This window comes from Flavobacterium franklandianum (assembly GCF_007097365.1).
Classification (GTDB): Bacteria; Bacteroidota; Bacteroidia; order Flavobacteriales; family Flavobacteriaceae; genus Flavobacterium; species Flavobacterium franklandianum.
In genome coordinates this window covers 1-17,534 of sequence record NZ_VJZR01000025.1, presented here as the reverse complement: position 1 = coordinate 17,534, position 17,534 = coordinate 1, and the positions used below count along the sequence as shown (strand labels likewise).

The 17,534-nt window shown below is 34.2% G+C and carries 19 protein-coding genes; 9 read left to right on the top strand and 10 right to left on the bottom strand.

All coding sequences use genetic code 11. The features are described from left to right. The first annotated feature begins 411 nt into the window (after nt 1-411). The 8 genes from FNW17_RS15680 (at nt 412) to FNW17_RS15645 (ending at nt 7,153) form a co-directional block, all read left to right on the top strand. On the top strand, nt 412-1,266 hold the full coding sequence (locus FNW17_RS15680; protein ID WP_143390245.1) for a CvfB family protein: 855 nt from the start codon (nt 412-414) through the stop codon (nt 1,264-1,266). Nucleotides 1,267-1,305: 39 nt separating this feature from the next. Continuing rightward, nucleotides 1,306-1,587, top strand: coding sequence for a 4a-hydroxytetrahydrobiopterin dehydratase (locus tag FNW17_RS15675; RefSeq protein ID WP_144072147.1), 282 nt, complete (start codon nt 1,306-1,308; stop codon nt 1,585-1,587). A gap of 497 nt (nt 1,588-2,084) precedes the next feature. Further along, on the top strand, nt 2,085-2,699 hold the full coding sequence (locus FNW17_RS15670) for a helix-turn-helix domain-containing protein (protein ID WP_143390167.1): 615 nt from the start codon (nt 2,085-2,087) through the stop codon (nt 2,697-2,699). 10 nt (nt 2,700-2,709) lie between these two features. Continuing rightward, the gene (locus FNW17_RS15665) at nt 2,710-3,435 is read left to right on the top strand and encodes a helix-turn-helix domain-containing protein (protein ID WP_143390166.1); all 726 of its coding nucleotides are present in this window, start codon (nt 2,710-2,712) and stop codon (nt 3,433-3,435) included. Between the two features lie 186 nt (nt 3,436-3,621). Further along, the gene (locus FNW17_RS16810; RefSeq protein WP_143390165.1) at nt 3,622-3,831 is read left to right on the top strand and encodes a response regulator transcription factor; all 210 of its coding nucleotides are present in this window, start codon (nt 3,622-3,624) and stop codon (nt 3,829-3,831) included. 196 nt (nt 3,832-4,027) lie between these two features. After that, nucleotides 4,028-4,828, top strand: coding sequence for a hypothetical protein (locus tag FNW17_RS15655; RefSeq protein WP_144072146.1), 801 nt, complete (start codon nt 4,028-4,030; stop codon nt 4,826-4,828). A 93-nt stretch (nt 4,829-4,921) separates the two neighbouring features. Continuing rightward, nucleotides 4,922-5,899, top strand: a complete 978-nt coding sequence (locus FNW17_RS15650; protein ID WP_144072145.1) for a LamG domain-containing protein — start codon at nt 4,922-4,924, stop codon at nt 5,897-5,899. A 75-nt stretch (nt 5,900-5,974) separates the two neighbouring features. Then, nucleotides 5,975-7,153: a T9SS type A sorting domain-containing protein gene (locus FNW17_RS15645; RefSeq protein WP_143390163.1), complete on the top strand. Its 1,179-nt coding sequence runs from the start codon at nt 5,975-5,977 to the stop codon at nt 7,151-7,153. Nucleotides 7,154-7,255: 102 nt separating this feature from the next. Here FNW17_RS15645 and FNW17_RS15640 read toward each other — a convergent pair whose 3' ends face one another. The 10 genes from FNW17_RS15640 to FNW17_RS15595 all read right to left on the bottom strand — a co-directional run bounded on the left by FNW17_RS15640 (nt 7,256) and on the right by FNW17_RS15595 (nt 16,241). Continuing rightward, nucleotides 7,256-8,311 (bottom strand): NAD(P)-dependent alcohol dehydrogenase, encoded by a 1,056-nt coding sequence (locus FNW17_RS15640; protein ID WP_143390162.1) that lies wholly within the window; start codon nt 8,309-8,311, stop codon nt 7,256-7,258. Nucleotides 8,312-8,646: 335 nt separating this feature from the next. Then, on the bottom strand, nt 8,647-9,126 hold the full coding sequence (locus FNW17_RS15635) for a DNA-deoxyinosine glycosylase (protein ID WP_143390161.1): 480 nt from the start codon (nt 9,124-9,126) through the stop codon (nt 8,647-8,649). Between the two features lie 67 nt (nt 9,127-9,193). Further along, nucleotides 9,194-9,496, bottom strand: coding sequence for an HpaII family restriction endonuclease (locus FNW17_RS16700; protein WP_262710866.1), 303 nt, complete (start codon nt 9,494-9,496; stop codon nt 9,194-9,196). Between the two features lies 1 nt (nt 9,497). Next, the gene (locus tag FNW17_RS16695) at nt 9,498-9,896 is read right to left on the bottom strand and encodes an HpaII family restriction endonuclease (protein WP_185965314.1); all 399 of its coding nucleotides are present in this window, start codon (nt 9,894-9,896) and stop codon (nt 9,498-9,500) included. An 88-nt stretch (nt 9,897-9,984) separates the two neighbouring features. Continuing rightward, nucleotides 9,985-10,656 carry an HNH endonuclease gene (locus FNW17_RS15620; protein ID WP_218043876.1) on the bottom strand — a complete coding sequence of 224 codons (672 nt, stop codon included), beginning with the start codon at nt 10,654-10,656 and terminating at the stop codon, nt 9,985-9,987. Nucleotides 10,657-10,932: 276 nt separating this feature from the next. After that, nucleotides 10,933-13,170 carry a nitric-oxide reductase large subunit gene (locus FNW17_RS15615; protein ID WP_185964790.1) on the bottom strand — a complete coding sequence of 746 codons (2,238 nt, stop codon included), beginning with the start codon at nt 13,168-13,170 and terminating at the stop codon, nt 10,933-10,935. Nucleotides 13,171-13,181: 11 nt separating this feature from the next. Continuing rightward, complete coding sequence (gene ric, locus FNW17_RS15610) at nt 13,182-13,913, bottom strand: iron-sulfur cluster repair di-iron protein (protein WP_143390156.1); 732 nt, start codon at nt 13,911-13,913, stop codon at nt 13,182-13,184. A 263-nt stretch (nt 13,914-14,176) separates the two neighbouring features. Continuing rightward, nucleotides 14,177-14,611, bottom strand: coding sequence for an RrF2 family transcriptional regulator (locus FNW17_RS15605; RefSeq protein WP_143390155.1), 435 nt, complete (start codon nt 14,609-14,611; stop codon nt 14,177-14,179). A 200-nt stretch (nt 14,612-14,811) separates the two neighbouring features. Further along, nucleotides 14,812-15,666 (bottom strand): DUF3943 domain-containing protein, encoded by an 855-nt coding sequence (locus FNW17_RS15600; protein WP_143390154.1) that lies wholly within the window; start codon nt 15,664-15,666, stop codon nt 14,812-14,814. Between the two features lie 308 nt (nt 15,667-15,974). Beyond that, complete coding sequence (locus FNW17_RS15595) at nt 15,975-16,241, bottom strand: DUF4372 domain-containing protein (protein ID WP_235893290.1); 267 nt, start codon at nt 16,239-16,241, stop codon at nt 15,975-15,977. Nucleotides 16,242-16,548: 307 nt separating this feature from the next. Between FNW17_RS15595 and FNW17_RS15590 the strand changes: the two genes are divergently transcribed. Then, a complete protein-coding gene (locus FNW17_RS15590) occupies nt 16,549-17,379 on the top strand; it encodes a 1,4-dihydroxy-2-naphthoyl-CoA synthase (protein WP_144072143.1) in 831 nt (276 codons plus the stop codon). The last annotated feature ends 155 nt before the right edge of the window (nt 17,380-17,534 follow it).

The window sequence follows — 17,534 nt, the reverse complement described above, 5'->3', positions numbered from 1 at the left end:
AAACTATGGAAAGACTAATCGTTGCTGGAGTTAATCATCGATGGAATGAATTATAGGTAGCTAAACGGACAAGCATATTAATTAATTAGCGGTTGCCTAGTTATACATTTTTGCATATAGACTGGAATGGAACTTCTTTTTATAAAAAAATCATCACCAATTAATCAAGCAATCTGCTTTAAATAATAATACACTAATTGGCTTCGCCATTGAGCTATCGCTAGGATCTCAATTTTTAAATGATTACTAGTCCGTATGAATTGTACAAATTCGTATCATTCAATTTTAAGAATTAATAGAATTTTTGATAATTGGTGTAATTCGTGGCTAAAAGTCTTAAAAGCGAATACTGTGGCTTCAAGATAAATCCTTTCAATCTTCGTACCTTTGCACTTTACAAATGACAAGAAAATGATTGAAATAGGAAAATACAACACGCTCACCATATTACGCGACACCAAAGTAGGATTGTTTTTGGGAAATCCCGAAAAAGATCCCGAAGGAATTCACGACATATTATTACCCAATAAATACGTGCCCAACGAATGGGAAATAGGTGAGGAGATCATCGTTTTTGTCTATTTAGACCACGAAGAGCGACCTGTTGCCACTACACTCGAACCTTATATTTTGTTGAATGAATTTGCACTTTTACGTGTGAATTATGTCAACCAAGTGGGAGCTTTTATGGATTGGGGAATGGAAAAAGACATTCTTGTACCTTTTAAAGAGCAAGCACGCCCTATGGAAAAAGGAAAACGCTATTTGGTGTACCTGTATATGGATGAAAAGACGAAACGTTTGGTAGCGTCCAGCAAAACCAATCAGTTTTTGAAGAATGATAATTTAACAGTAGAAAAAGGAGAAGAAGTCGATTTAATCGTTTCTCACATCACCGAATTGGGAATCAACGTCATCATCAACGAGCAACACAAAGGCTTGATGTACAAAGATGAAGTCTATGATGATGCCATTCGAACAGGTGACAGAATGCGAGGCTATATCAAAACCATTCGTCCCGACAATAAAATAGATGTAGCACTTCAAATCCAGGGCTATCAAAGTATAGAACCCAATGCAGACAAGATTTTGGATGAATTGCGTGCCAGTCGCGGTTTCTTGCGTTTAACGGATAATTCCCATCCCGAAGACATCAAAACGGTCTTGAAAATGAGCAAGAAAACCTTCAAGAAAGCCATTGGCGCTTTATACAAAGAAAAATTAATCGAGATCAAAGAAGACGGAATTTATCTGGTAAAAGAGTAAATTCTATTTCCTTGGATGTTGTCAAACAAAAACAACTAAATGAAAAAGCTAAACGAACAAGAAATTCAGGACAGAATGCCGCAAATAGATGGGTCTTGGTTGGTAAAAGGAAAATTTCTTCATCGGGAACTTCTTTTCAAGGATTTTGTTGAAGCTTTTTCGTTTATGACGGCTGTGGCCTTGGTTGCTGAAAAGTCTGGGCATCATCCCAATTGGAAAAACGCTTATAACAAAGTTACTATTGACCTCACTACCCACGATGTCGATGGAATATCAGCAAAAGATTTCGAATTGGCCAAAATAATAGACACTTTAATTTAAAAATATAGATTTAAACATTTGGTTTACAATAAATTATACTTGTTAAATAACAAATTTTCATATAGGTATAGCTATTTTTATAGTTTACTTTTTTTTATACTTTTAAATGCAGCTAGCAAAGTAGTTAACCTGCATTTTTTCTATATTTAGATTCTTTTTCTAAAATTCCTTTACACTTTTCTATTCCTCACACTTTCAATTAATTTTATTTAAATCCACAACCTTTGTTAATCGTCTGCAATAAGTAGGATGGTTAAACAAAACTATGAGATTTTATTATAACGATGGTTTTCGTTTAATTTATTTTTTTTCTTCCATTTATCGTATTTAATCGGTTTAATTCAATGTTTTAACGATTTTTAATAATATTATTCAGCGATTTTGTAATTTTAATTAATTTTGATTATTATGGTAACGGGGGACTAAATATTCGTTACATCGAAGATATGAAATGGGATGATGCGGATTTTTTGTTTAGGGAAAATAAATAGCAACATATGAAAAACGGTTTAGAAGAACTTAGTTCAATTTCCAATTGGTTTTTTCCAGATCAAGTTAGGGTTTTCGATGTAATTTTATTAGATGGAAAGAAAGAAAATAGTACTATGCTTCAACAGCATTTTAACGAATCACTTTCGGATGTTGAGGAACAGGAATTTGCGAGGCAAATAGCAGGATTTTTGATAAAACAGGAGGAAGGAGCAGTTTATAGTTATTTTTGGAGTACTAATAAAGCTGCAGAGGTCGAAGAAAAATGGTTTGTTTCCTCGGCAAAACTCAAAATAAATGCAAACGAAGCATGTAATAATATCGTGATTTTTACTTATGATTTGGAATTATTGGGGAATTTCAAGGAGGAATTGTATTCTGTTTTAAAAAATTTAGATTTTCTCAAAAAGAGTTATTACAATGCCAGTTTACTAACCAAAAGGGAGATTGAAATTATTGTTTTATTAGCTGATGGCAAAACAAGTATTGAAATAGGAAATGAACTTTTTATTTCGAATCATACAGTAAATACGCATCGAAAAAACATTAATAAAAAACTTAAAATAAAGAATATTTCAGAATTAATTAAATACACAACTACATTTGATTTAAATACTTACTAAACCATGTTGTATGAAATCTAATTTGTCCAATCGTGAAATTAATGATATTACAAGTCAGCAATTATTTTCTTTAGAAAGGAAAATTTACAAAAATGAGTTTTCTATAGAAACGGTTGGAAATTATTTACCAGGAAATGTATTGGTAACTAATTTGAATAATTTTTCAACTGAATATATGAATACGAGAGGTTGCAATATATTAATGCATAGTGCAGAAGAGCTAGCGCAACTTGGTCCTGAATACTTTCAAAAATTTTTTGTTATGAAAGAGATGAAAGAATTTACAGAACGTTATATTGAGATGCATCAGAAACAGGATTCCTCTTTCATTTATAATTTTGCACATAGAGTGAAGCCCTTGAATACCCCTTTTTACAAATGGTATTTTGCCTCGGCTAAACTATTATACGAACCCGGTCAAGAAGTTTCTAATAAAATGATAGTGATTGTAAACGAAGTGAACACCCTAGGCGCTATCGCAAAAAAAATAAACAGTGTTTTGGATGAAAGTGATTGGATGAAAAAGAATTTTTCAAAATTTTGCCGACTCACCCCAAAGGAAAGAGAAATTATATGCCTGTTGGTTGTTGGAAATAACAGTGCGAAAATTTCGGATATTTTATGTGTTTCTCAATTAACAATAAATACCCACCGACGGAATATAAAAACCAAATTAGAGATTAAAACTTTTGCCGAGCTCTATAAATTTGCCAATACCTACGGATTGTGTAGTTGATTTATCCTCTTGATTAATTACTTTTATTTCACTCTTTTTTGAATTGTAAAAGCACACATCTTTTATTCATAATATCCTAAAAATCAATTTGTAAAAATACCTAAAAGTAGGTATTTTTTTTTAGACACATTCTTTTTAAGTTTGGTTTAGAATAGTTACGTTAATTTTTTTAATATTATAAATTCAATGGGGAAAGAAATTGATGTATTGAGTAAATCTGAATTGAGAGTCTTGACACTAATAAGTGCAGGCTTTACTAGCGAGGCAATTGGATTAAAATTAGAAATAACAAAGAGCACAGTGCAAACACATCGCCGCAATATGTTGCGGAAGACGGGTTTTAATAATACACAACAATTGGTGGGTTGGGCGGTGAGAGAAGGTCTTTTAAAATGAATCTAGAACAGTTTAAATGAAAATTTAATATCTAATATTTTAAAAACTGTAATTTGAATACAACATTGGAACTTTATTCATATAGATACCAAATCATTGATAACGTCGTGAAATTTTCAATTAAGGTAAAATTAGAATGAGCAAGCCTTAAATTATAAATTGAGCTGGTAAAACAAATAACAAAATAAGAAAAATTATGAAAATCTTAAAATCAATTTTATTTGCTGTAACAATGTCTATTTTTATTACAATCTTAGGCTGCACAAAAGTAGACGAAGCATTAGATTATGCACTGGATTTTGATGGAGTATTTAAAAATAATCAGGGATGGGAAATAACCCTGGACGGAACAAATTCAGGGGTTTATACAAAAGCAGGAACCCCAATGGGAAATTTTACCGCTGGACTTGGGGATCAATTCTGTGCTGATATGGTGCGAGAGAGTGAAACAACTTGGAGAGGTAAAGTAAGAGCAAATAATGGGTTTTCCATTTGGCTAGGTTTAGATGCAACGGGTTATGGTACAATAACTATTAAGGATAATTTATTGACAGTAAATACAAATGCTGGTGAAAATTATAGTTTGATAAGAGTTGTTGATACAAATTCTGGTGGTGGTGGTTCAGGCACTACTATAGGAGCAACTATAGTAATAGACCGCGATGTAACTGGAGATATATATAAGCTAAAAGTTGAATCATTTGAAGTTCCTTCTGGCGTTAAAACTATGGTAGTTAAAACCACTGAACCTACCGCAGGTTATAAAAATTTAGCAGATTTATTTGTGAGAAAAGGCTCTGCGCCTATAGTAGCAGGTCCAACACCACCAACCAACCTTCCTAAATACACTTGGACTACTGATTATTTAAGCCAAACTCCAAATAGGGGAGATAAAATATGTACTATAACAAATCCTTCATCAGGAACTTGGTATGCAGGACTCTATGGCTATAATTCTAACTTTCAATCGCGTTTAACTGTAACGATAACAAAATAGTAAACATTATCGTTCCCAATAATAATCCGAACAAATCAAAGAGGAAACCGAAAATTTATAAGAGAGTAGGTGATATTTTTATTGATTTAAATTATGAAAAATACTCTAATTGTTTTAATATGCTTATTATTTAATTTTTACATTCATTCTCAAGCGCCATTAAATGGTTTAGTAGCTCATTGGCCTTTAGACGGCAATTTTGATGACTCTGGGAGCTTAGGAATAAATGGATTAAATAGCGGTACAACTTCAACTAGTAATGTTTTTGCGGTTGCTAACAAGGCTATGAATTTTAGTAATTCAAATGCTACATCTACTATTGTTAATCAGTATGCAACACACACTTCAAAAGCTAATTTAAATTTTACTCAAGCCCAAGATTTTTCGATCGATTATAATGTTTACTTTTCAGGACCATACATACACCCAGGTGGGATATATGATAATGGTTTGAACTATGGTGGTTATGGTATTTTTTTTTGGGAAGGGAATGGATTTTTAGAAGTTAAATTTATTTTTATGAATAGTTCTGTTGGAACTACAAATGGTGCTCTAAATTATAATACTTGGTATCACATAACCACAGTTAAGGCAGGTAATATTTTAAAAATTTATATTAATGGGGTTTTGAATATTACGGGTAATGTCGGATCAACTACGCCAAATTATACTAATGTTGTTCCCACTTTCGGAGCTATGTTTTTTAACGGTTATTCTCCACCTCGTTATAATGGGTTAAATGGTAATATAGACGAATTGCGTATATACAATAGATCTTTAACAGATAATGAAATTTTATCGTTATACCAATTTACATCTTTAGGAACTCAAAATTTTAACTTTCAAAGTAACAGATTAATACTCTATCCTAATCCCACTAAGAACGTTATAAATTTTAGTGAAACTTCAGAGCTAAATGGTAAGGGATTTAGAGTTGTAGATTTATCAGGAAAAACGATGCTTTCTGGCAAACTTGCTGATGAAACTTGCATAGATGTGAGCAGATTGTCAATTGGTATATACCTGCTAAAAGTCGAAGGGGAGTATGCAAGCAAGTTCCTAAAAGAATAAAAAAATAGATTTTAAAATACATGGAGTAAACCGAAAATCCTAAACAAGAGTAGGTGAAATTTTATTTATTTAATTATGAAAAAAATTACATTAGCATTACTAATCGTTTTTACGATTACGGCACAAGGACAAAACAAAGTGTATTCAGGTATTTCCGAATACTATGATGCTACGAGTAGCAGTTGGCAAATTCAATCATCTGGAAGCAATTATGAATACGATAGCAATAATAACCTAATTGCAAACACATATGTCTTTTGGAATGGTTCAAATTGGGAAATTAATGCTAAAGATAGCTATAGCTATAATGCCAATAATAAAGCTACACAAAATATTTATCAAAATTGGAATGCGACAACTAAACAATATGATAATTCATATAAAACTACCTATACCTATAATGCAAATGGTAATATTATAGGAGTTTTAGATGAAAATTGGGATGTCTCACAATGGGTAAATTTTAGTAAAACGGATATTTATTATACTAGTAATGGTTTATTAAATAATTATTTATCTTATAAATGGGAAGGTTCTCAATGGGTAAATGATTATCGAGGTGAATTAACTTACAACTTAAATAATAAAATTATAAGTTCAATAGATGAAAAATGGAATGGTTCACAATGGGTAAATTCTTATAAAGACAATTTAACTTACAATGGGAATAACAAAATTATAAGCTATGTAAGTGAAAAATGGAATGGTAGTAGTTGGGAAAATAATTATACGGATACGTATACGTATGATTCAAATGGTAATAGAATAACTTATATCGAAAACTACGGAAGTCAATATAAAACAGTATATAACTACGATTCATCGGCTCAAATGTCAGGCTTCATTCATCCTTTTAAAGATAAAACGGGTATAGATTATATTTATGAAGATTTTCCTTATATAAACAAAGTATTAAGTGAAAATGTTTTTATTTTTGAAAACGGTGGTTATGTAAATAATTATAGAACAACCTATAATTATTCTAGTTCCATTGCTTTGGGCACAGAAAAACTTGAAATGGCTAATAATACTATAATTGTATTCCCAAATCCAACAACTTCTATTCTTAATTTTCAATATCCTGATCAGATAACTGTGGACAAAATTAAGATTATAGATAGTACTGGAAAAATGGTTTTGCAACAAAATCAAAATTTAAAGACAATTAATGTGGAGAACCTTGCAAAAGGATTATATATAATTGAATGGCATTCAGGGAAAGAAAAGTTCCAAACCAAGTTTATTAAAAAATAAACTAAAAGTATAAAAGACCAACAGTGTGATTCTTTTAAACCAAAAATCCCAAACACCAATTATCAAATCAGTGTTTGGGATTCATTTTTTATAGACTATTTCTTATTTCAAAGAAGCCATATCGATCACAAAACGGTATCGTACATCGCTTTTGATCATTCTTTCATACGCTTCGTTGATGTCCTGCATTTTGATGATTTCAATTTCCGAAACGATATTGTGTTCTCCACAAAAATCAAGCATTTCCTGAGTTTCGGCTATTCCTCCGATAAGAGAACCTGCTACCGATTTTCGGCCTAATATCATAGGAACAGTATTCAAAATAGGTTCCAAACCACCCAAATAACCAACCAAAACTAATGTACCACTAATGTTTAAAGTCGCTACATATGGATTTACATCGTGTACATACGGAACCGTATCAATAATCAAATCGAATTTTCCGCTTACCGATTGCATCTGATTTTCATCGGTAGAAATAACTACAGCATCGGCTCCTAATTCAAATGCATCTTTTTCTTTATCGGGTGTTCTAGAGAAAAGCGTCACTTCAGCTCCTAAACCTTTGGCTAGTTTTATAGCCATATGACCGAGTCCGCCCAAACCCACCACGGCTACTTTGCTGCCTTTGGTAACATTCCAATGACGGAGTGGCGACCAAGTGGTTATTCCAGCACAAAGCAAGGGAGCTACTGCTGCCAAGTCTAAATTGGCTGGTACTTTCAAAACAAAGTGTTCGTCCACAACAATTTTTTCAGAATAACCTCCTAAAGTCGGGCCACCCAAATGCTTATCGGCACCACCATAAGTTCCAGTCCAACCAGTCAAACAATATTGTTCCAAGTCTTTTTTGCAACTATCACAAGTTTGGCAAGAATCTACCAAACAACCCACACCAGCGATATCACCCACTTTTAGTTTGGTTACTTCGCTGCCTATTTTAGTTACTCGACCCACAATTTCGTGACCCGGAACAGCAGGATACATTGTAAATCCCCAATCATTTCTAGCAGTGTGTAAATCCGAATGGCAAACGCCACAATACAAAATTTCAATTTCAATATCTTTTGCAGTGACATCCCTTCGATCAATCTTCATCTCATTCAAAGGTGCATCAGCTGCATTGGTGCCAAAGGCTTTTACGTTTGTTGTTTTCATATATTATATTTATTTTTATTTAGAAAGTACTTTTTCATTCACACGATAACGGGTTTTGTATGACCTTTTGGGGAAAGGTATTTCCAGTTTTAGCTTGCAGTTGGGAAGATTTGACAATTGCAAACACATTGGTTAAATGTTTTTGTACAGCAATATCAAATGTAAAGAGTTTTTTTCAATCTTACACTTTTAGCTAGGTATTTTTATTTATCGAAAAATGGAGTGTCTCTCTCTATAGTATTACTGTCATTGCGATGAATGAAGCAATCTAAGGGATTAGAAGGTGTTGTTTTATATATACAAAAAAACTTGTAAATCTATAGATATAAACCCCATTACAGCCTAATTATTTCCCATTCCAATAGTTTTTTTTCAAAAGACATACCAGCATTCGCAGGACTTGTCGAAGGCAAGGTTGCCTGATGATAGCTATCAGAAACAGCAATATGTTGTTTAAAAAAATTAGCGGCTTTTTGCCCATTAAAATAAATATGCTTGATGTTGAGATGCGCTTTCAAGAACGAATCAAAATCGTTTGGCACTTCCTGTTCGATAGCGCTGTCCAGACTACCTTCTCTCACACAGGCTTCCAAGACATCCCACAAAGCAATACGGTTTTCTAATAAAATGCTTTTGCGTTGCTCGTAATCTGTTGCAAAAGGAGTCTCCAAAACACTAAAAATAATCTTCCAAAAAGCATTTCTCGGGTGACCGTAATATTGTTGTAATGCCAAGGATTGTGCTCCAGGCATGGTCCCCAGAATAAGTACTGTGGCGTTAGGATGGGAAATCGGGGAGAAGGAGTATTTTAGCATTATAAATTGGGAAATATTTTTTCAAAGATACCATTAAATAGGTTGTGTGATGCTAATTAATTATTGCTCATTTTATAAACCTTATTTGCAAGTTTAATTTAATTTTTTGCTGACCATTTTCACTGTAAATTTTTCCAAATCCATTTCTTTCTGATGCAGTCTCAAGCTTGGTATTGTTGAATAGATAATCTTCAAAATTTTTAGCGAAATAAAAATGATAGCAGATTAATTCTCCATCATCTTTAACAATAAGATACCCTCCTGTTGCTTGATAATCTCTTTTCCAAACTTCTGCAGCTCTCATTCCTAAAGCATAATCAGTTAAAAATTTTTTCATTATCATTTGATAAATACTTGAATTTATGGTCAAATCATAACCTATTAGTATTATTATGAGTAACTTTTTCAATAAATTTTGCAACTGTATTTTCGGAACTTATATCATTAGTGTAAAAATGTAAAATAACTTCGGATAGTATTTTGCCAAAATTATAATCAATTGTTTGCAAGTTAGATGATAAAATTTGATTTTCAACTTTTTCAAATTCAAGAAAAGCACCACTTTGATTAATCAAATTAATTTTATTAGAAAATTTCTTTTCATTATGGATCTGTAAAATTTCAATTTCAGTAAGAACTTTATTTTTTATCAAATAGGTAAAATTAGTTGCACCACTAGCATTTACAAGCGTAGCAGATTTCTCTAACGATCTGACACTAAATCTTAAGTCTTTTTTTTTCCAAACTGTTTTATCAACAAGATATTTCATTTTTTGAAAAGATTCATATAATGCCATTCTAAAAATTCCTTCGATGGAAGAAATCTATCTGGCAAAATAATAGATTGATTTTCATATTTTAAAAAGAATTAGGAACAGCTTTATCTTTTTTGTAATCATCAAAATATTTTGAAACTTTTATTTTATAATCAGGTGTAATCGTTATAAAACCTTTATCGAATGCTTTGTCGTGAATCGAATTTAAGCACAAACCATTGTGAGGGTTTAAACGATTTAATTCGTCAACCTTCCAAGGTTTTATATGGCTTGCGACCAAAAAATCAGAAATAGATAGTCCGGTAATACAACACTTTATATTGTAAGAAGAAAGTATAGTTGAACGGAAAAAATTTTGATTTACTCTTTGTTTAATTATTGTTTCTCTTTCGGTACCAATTGGAAATTCAAAAACATCAATATCGATTATTTCCTCAACTTTTTTGTTTTGGAATTCAGCAATTAATAATTCACTCTCGTAAGCTAATTTTTCCCAATTTCCATTAAATTTATTCCAAACAATTTCATCAAGTTTACTTCCATTTCCTAGTCCTATAATTCCTTGTTTTTTTAATTCAGGGTCAAGTCTTCCAAAGTTTCCAATTTTCATATTTAGAGCCGAAGGGCTTCTGCCAATGATATTAGCATATTTTATAATTGTTGGATTTGTTTTACTGCTATTTTTAAAAGGTATTTTACAATATACATTAAAAGCTATAATCGTTTCTTCTATAGTCCAATTTTCTCTAGCCATAAAAAATTAATTTCAATAAATATTTATTTTTGAAATTTACAAAAAATCTATTTTAGTTTTCTTTTAATGTCATAAATAATTATTTCCAAAGTAATATTAACTTCTTCAATTGACCCGCTTACAATTGTATGCGTCAACAAGTTAGTTGTTAACAAAGTTATTAGGTGTATTTTAAAGGTTACAATTTCAAAAAGTAACCAGATAGTTTTTAAATAAAAAAGTGCAATGCATTAGACTCATCTAATACATTGCACTTAAACTTCCAACTTCCAACTTCTAACTTCTAACCTTTCTCAAAGTCAGTTGAAAAACAAACCAAGCGAAGGAAACAATGCCTATCGCAAACAGCACATCCCCAAAGGTTCGCATCCATTTCAAGGTAATCATTGTAGGGTCTTGCATCAATTCGGCAGAACGAGCATACCACATTCCGTGTTCGATACTCGCAATCGCTTGCCAAATTCCAATAGGAAGTAAACTCATCAGAGCCATCAAAAGCAAACCAAGATTGAGGGACCAAAAAGTGATTTTAAGCAATTTATTATTCCAAACGGTCTTGCGGTACAAACTTCGGAGTACAAACAACATCAAACCAATGCCTAACATTCCATACACACCAAATAAGGCAGTATGACCGTGAAGAGGAGTAGTATTCAAACCTTGAACATAATACAAGGCGATGGGAGGATTAATGATAAACCCAAAGATACCAGCTCCTAGGAAATTCCAAAAAGATACCGCTAGCATAAAATAAATGGGCCATTTATAATCCACAACCCATTCCGTCGCTTTAGAAAGGGTATAGTTATGATAGGCTTCATATCCGATAAGGGTAAGCGGCACTACTTCTAGAGCACTAAAGGTAGCACCCAAAGCCATCACAGCACTTGGTGTTCCCGAAAAATACAAATGGTGAAAGGTTCCTAAAATTCCTCCGGACAAAAAGACGATGGTGCTAAACAATACATTCAAGGTGGCTGTTTTGGTTTTCAATAAACCCAAACGAACAAAAAGGAACGCGATAACCACGGTGGCAAATACTTCGAAGAAACCTTCAACCCACAAGTGAACCACCCACCATCTCCAATATTCCGCAATGGCAAGATTGGTTTGTCTTCCCCACATTAAACCCGCAGAATAGAAAAACGCAATGGCAGCACACGATATTAAAAAGAGAATGATGAGGTTTTTTTCTTCGGTTTTTCTTTTTAAAATAGGAAGCAAAGGACGAACCATTAAAGCCAACCATAAGAACAAACCCACGAGCAAAAAGATTTGCCAAAAACGACCTAAATCTACATACTCATACCCTTGATGTCCAAACCAGAAATTCTGAACTAAGTCCAATTTTTGCATCACACCAAACCATTGACCAACCATAGAACCCACAACGATGATGAGCAAAGCAATAAACAAAAAGTTGATGCCAAAACATTGAAATTTAGGGTCTTTGCCTGAAACAGCAGGAGCAATATACAATCCTGTGGCCAACCAAGCGGTGGCAATCCATAAAATGGCCAATTGGGTGTGCCAAGTTCGAGTCACAGCATAAGGTAGGATTTCATCAATCGGGATGCCATACAAACCGTTGCCTTCGACACCATAATGTGCCGTAACGATACCCAACAGCATTTGCACAATCATAAGCAAACTCACGACCCAGAAGTATTTTTTTACCAAATACATCGAGGGAGTCATGCCTTGTTTTAGCAGCGGGTCGGAGGTAGGCAAGGGTAAAGTTTCCCCTTCTCCAGATTTGGCATGGTAAAAAACCAATAATCCAATACACAAAATCAAAGTAATAATACTCACGCCTGACCAAGCCATTAAATCGGTGGTGGCTTTGTTGCCAACTAATTCATCCGCAGGCCAGTTGTGTGTGTAGGAAATAGTAGAATTAGGGCGTTCGGTAACGGTCGCCCAAGTTGCCCAAAAGAAAAAAGCATTCATTTTGTGCATTCGGTTGGCGTCTTTTATGGCATTTTTCGGAATGGCATAATCATTACGCAATTGGTCAAATTGGGGTGCATTCATAAACAACCCTTCATAATACTGACTCAAATACTGAATAGCTAAAACTCGATTGGGGGATATAGTAAGGGTTTTAGTGTTTTCATCATATCGATTGGTTCTCAAATCGGCTTGCAAACGTATTTTTAGAGCGGCTTGCTTTTCGGCATCTAAAGCATCAAAATCTTTATTAAAATCTTTTTGCGCATACAGGTTCAATATAAAAACCGCTTCGCGATGGAGCCAGTCGGCAGTCCAATCTGGCGCTACATAAGCACCGTGACCCCAGATGGTTCCCACTTCTTGACCTCCCATACTTTGCCATACATTTTGACCGTCTTTGATTTCCTGTTCGGTAAAAATGACTTCTTGGTTATCAGAAATTATTTTTTCGGGAACAGGTGGCGATTGCTGGTAAATTTCGTAGCCATAATAGCCTAAAACACTAAAGGAAAATACAGCGACCAATAATAATCCAATCCATAGTTTTTTTTCTTGACTCATGATTTTTCGTATTAATTATTTTGAGACAATTCTTTTTCCAACGCAATGGCTTTTGGGAATAAAATATTATTCTCTAAATGAATGTGCAAATGCAAATCTTGTTCAAACTCTTTGAGCAAGGCAATGGCGACCATATACGTGTTGCAAGCCTCTGCTGGCGTGGTGTAATGGTTGCTCAAGGTTTCAATTTTACGAAGTCGGTCTCCTTCGGTGGTGTGTTCCTCCTTCATCATTTCAATAGGGTTTTTTACCGAACCAAAAGGCGCTGACTCCCATTTAGAATTTTCGTGTTGTGCTTGAACCATTTTGCGCACGTACGGAAACAAAATCAATTCTTCTTTTTTCATGTGTTGGGCCAATGCCGCAGCAGTTGCATTAAAATGGTCTTTAATTTCAAACAACTCAGGGTGATATCCTCCGTGAACGCTACAAACTTTAGTTAAGTAAGGTTGTATTTCCAACGTTTTTTCTACCACATAGCGATGGTGCTTTTTCTCTATATAATCGGCCAATAAGTCCAATGGCCAAGAGGCATAATCGGTAGTATTTCCCGATGGCGCTAGTAAGAGGTCATTCAAATCGGCAATAATTGATTGGTTGTCAATTTGTTCAGAGGCACAAGCATCGCTAATAGTTCGGTCGCCTTGACAGCAAAAGTCAATATCATATTTTTTGAACACGGAGGCAGTACGGTAGTCTTGGGCTACTAATTCTCCAATAATTTGATCTTCTTGAATTTTCATTTTTTTATAATTTATAAGGGTTTTTAAATAATGTATTTTCGAGTGTAAGTGTGGATAGTATCATTTTAATTTCTTTGTGTTTGATTGCTTTATGTTTAATGCATCGAAGCTCTGTTTCGATTTTTTTTGCCACAGAGGCACAGATTAAAATAGATTTTTTAAAAGCTGTGAATCAGTGGCTGTTATTTAACCAATGTTTCTGGAGTGCTAGCCCTAGGACGTTTAGTATTGGACTAATTTGTCCACTATTATTATAATTTTTTTTACCGTTTTAAAAATGTTATTTTTTTCTCTAAGTCCAAAGCCAAGGATTTGATAGTAGTAGATTCCAGCATTTTCTTGAGTTCATCGCGAACGAGTTTAAATTGGTCGTGTACAGGACAAGGCATTTTTTCATTGCATTTTTTCAATCCTAAACCGCAGCCATTGTAAATCGAATCGCCATCAAGAGCAAAAACTATAGTGCTGAGTTTTATCTTTTCCATCATAACCACATCTATAGAGAAGCCACCAGTAGGACCTTTGTCCGAGTTGATGATAAAATTACGACAAAGTTGTTGCAGTATTTTGGAGGTATAAGCAGTAGGGGATTCTATAGTTTCTGAGATTTCTTTTAAACTCACTTTTCTGCCAACCAAAGATTGTTCTGCAATATAGATGGAGGCCTTGATTCCGTATTCACAAGCTTTTGAAAACATTGATTACTTTTTAGAGGACAAATATATACATTAATCTTTAATAGTGGATAGATTTATCCATTATTTTTTTAGAATCAAAGGCAAAGACACATTTGTTCTAACCGAAGCGGATAATTTGATGTTGAGCTAAAGGTATTAAATGCAACAGTTTTCAATCAACTTAAACCTTTAAACTCTTAAACCTTTAAACTTTTAAAACCTTAAAAACGAGCCGAAAACTGCACACCCCAAATAGGAGCTTTAGTGAATTGATTCGCGCCTACAGGAGCGATATTCATTTGGGTTTTGACCTTCTCTTTATACCCAAAACCATCCAAAATCGTGTTGAAGGGATCCATCAAAAATAAGGTGGTCATACCTAAAAACCGAGATTGTAGCACTTTTTTGTCGTGTTTTAGGATTGATTTCTTAGCATAAAAGAATCCTTCTCCCACCACCGAGCCCACCACAGGCGTGATAATAAGATCTTGAATAGAAGGTATTTCGGCAAAGGATTCGATGCCGTATTCCCAAAAGAAGGTGGACATAATAGCCGAATATCCAAAAGATTCTACAACCGTAAATCCGCTACTTCGGGCCGTCATATAATAAATACCGCCACTATACGGATGTGTAATCCAGTTGAGCACCCAATTGTCTTTGTCCCAAACTGGGCCTGCATTAATATTTTTATTCCATTTCCATAAAATGCCTTGCTCTCTCATTTCCTCTTTGTCCCAATTGGTCACACTTGCGGGCATGGCCCAAAGCACACCAAAAGCAATAATGGTAGTGCCAGCATACATCGTGCTGGTATATCCTAATCTTCTCCAATCGCGTGTGGGAGGCGGGTAAACAATGGAATCTTTCTTTTGAACTGGAACAATAGAATCAATTGTTGTGGCTAGGCTGTCTAGGAGAACTATTTGGTTTTCCTCCGAACTCACCGTAGTGGAATCTAAACTATTGAGGCGAATTGAACTTTCTAAACTGCTGCTATCCAATTGTTGCGCATAAGAGAATGTGCAAATAATAAAAAATAATAGGCTATTAAGAAAGGTCTTTTTAAGAGTCATAGTTAGAAAATAATTGAAATAAAAGACACTTTTTAAACAAGTCTAAAGGGTGTGTTTAATTTATATTATTTTGATAATCAGAAAATGCAAGTCTCTGATTTAACAAATGTTTTGTACGTAACGGCAGCAAATATAGTTAAAAATTTATTTCGTAAGAATTTTTGAGAACTTCCTCAGGTTAATCTCTTTAGGTTTAATTCCTCGAAGGGCTGCTTGGTTTCTTTTTTGCTTCAGATTACTTCGCCTGTTCGCTATTGCTCGAGTCACGGATTAAAAAATATTTTTTAATATCTGTGAATCTGTGGTTGTTATTTTGTTAATACCTCCGGGGCTCTGCCCCGAGGTAGTTTATTCCCTAAATGATACAACTTGTTATTATGAGCTTTAAGACACAAACAAATGTCGCGTAAAGAGTTGAGGTTAGTAAGTTGTCCAAAAAATAACTGAATAAATTGATTCCAACAATTAAGTTCTCGCACCCGATAATTACCATTGTATTTTTTAACTATTTTTTCAAACTCATATCTATTGACAAAATCTAATAATTGGGAGAAAATATATTTACCTGAATTCATAATTTTACACTTTTAAATGTAAAATCATAAACTTTCAAATCAAATCAAAAAATCAAAGAACGTCTATATCCTTATATAAATCAATACATTACAAACAAAAAAAGAAAATTAACGCACCAGTACTATTAATTGTTTATGAATTTGTGCTAATTCGTGACTTGAGTGATAGTGGACATGCGAAGCAAATTTGTGGCTAAAAAAAAGGTAAAGAGGGTACCCGGAATCATCTCGATTTATTTAATTTCAGAAGTATTAGATAAATCTAAAAAATGCGCTATTTTTACATTCATAATTTAAAACGAATACAATGGACTGGATAACCGTCAAAGAATACGAAGATATTACCTATAAAAAATGTAATGGCGTGGCTCGAATAGCCTTCAACAGACCCAATGTTCGCAATGCATTTCGACCAAAAACCACCTCAGAATTGTACCAAGCATTCTATGATGCTCAGGAAGACACTTCGATAGGCGTGGTGTTGCTTTCGGGCGAAGGACCATCGACCAAAGACGGAATTTATTCTTTCTGTTCGGGTGGCGACCAAAACGCTCGTGGTCACCAAGGCTATGTGGGCGACGACGGTCAGCACCGTTTGAATATTCTCGAAGTTCAACGCTTAATTCGCTTTATGCCAAAGGTAGTTATTGCTGTAGTTCCTGGTTGGGCTGTGGGTGGTGGACACAGTTTGCACGTAGTATGCGATTTGACATTAGCGAGCAAAGAACACGCCATCTTCAAACAAACTGATGCCGATGTAACCAGTTTTGATGCCGGATATGGTTCCGCTTATTTGGCCAAAATGGTGGGACAGAAAAAAGCCCGTGAAATTTTCTTCCTCGGACGCAATTATTCAGCTCAAGAAGCGATGGAGATGGGGATGGTCAATGCTGTAATCCCACACGCTGAACTCGAAGATATTGCCTATGAATGGGCACAAGAGATAATGGAAAAATCACCCACTTCTATCAAAATGCTAAAATTCGCTATGAATCTAACCGATGATGGAATGGTAGGGCAACAGATCTTTGCCGGCGAAGCCACAAGATTAGCCTATATGACCGACGAAGCCAAAGAAGGCCGCAACGCTTTCCTTGAAAAAAGAAAACCCAACTTCGAAAAGAAATGGCTGCCTTAAGAAAGTTAGAAGTGGGAAGTAGAAGTGGGAAGTTAGAGGTTAGAAGTGGGAAGTTAGAAGTGGGAAGTTGAATGAAGGAACCTCTAACCTCTAACCTCTAACCTCTAACCTCTAACCTCTAACCTCTAACCTCTAACCTCTAACCTCTAACCTCT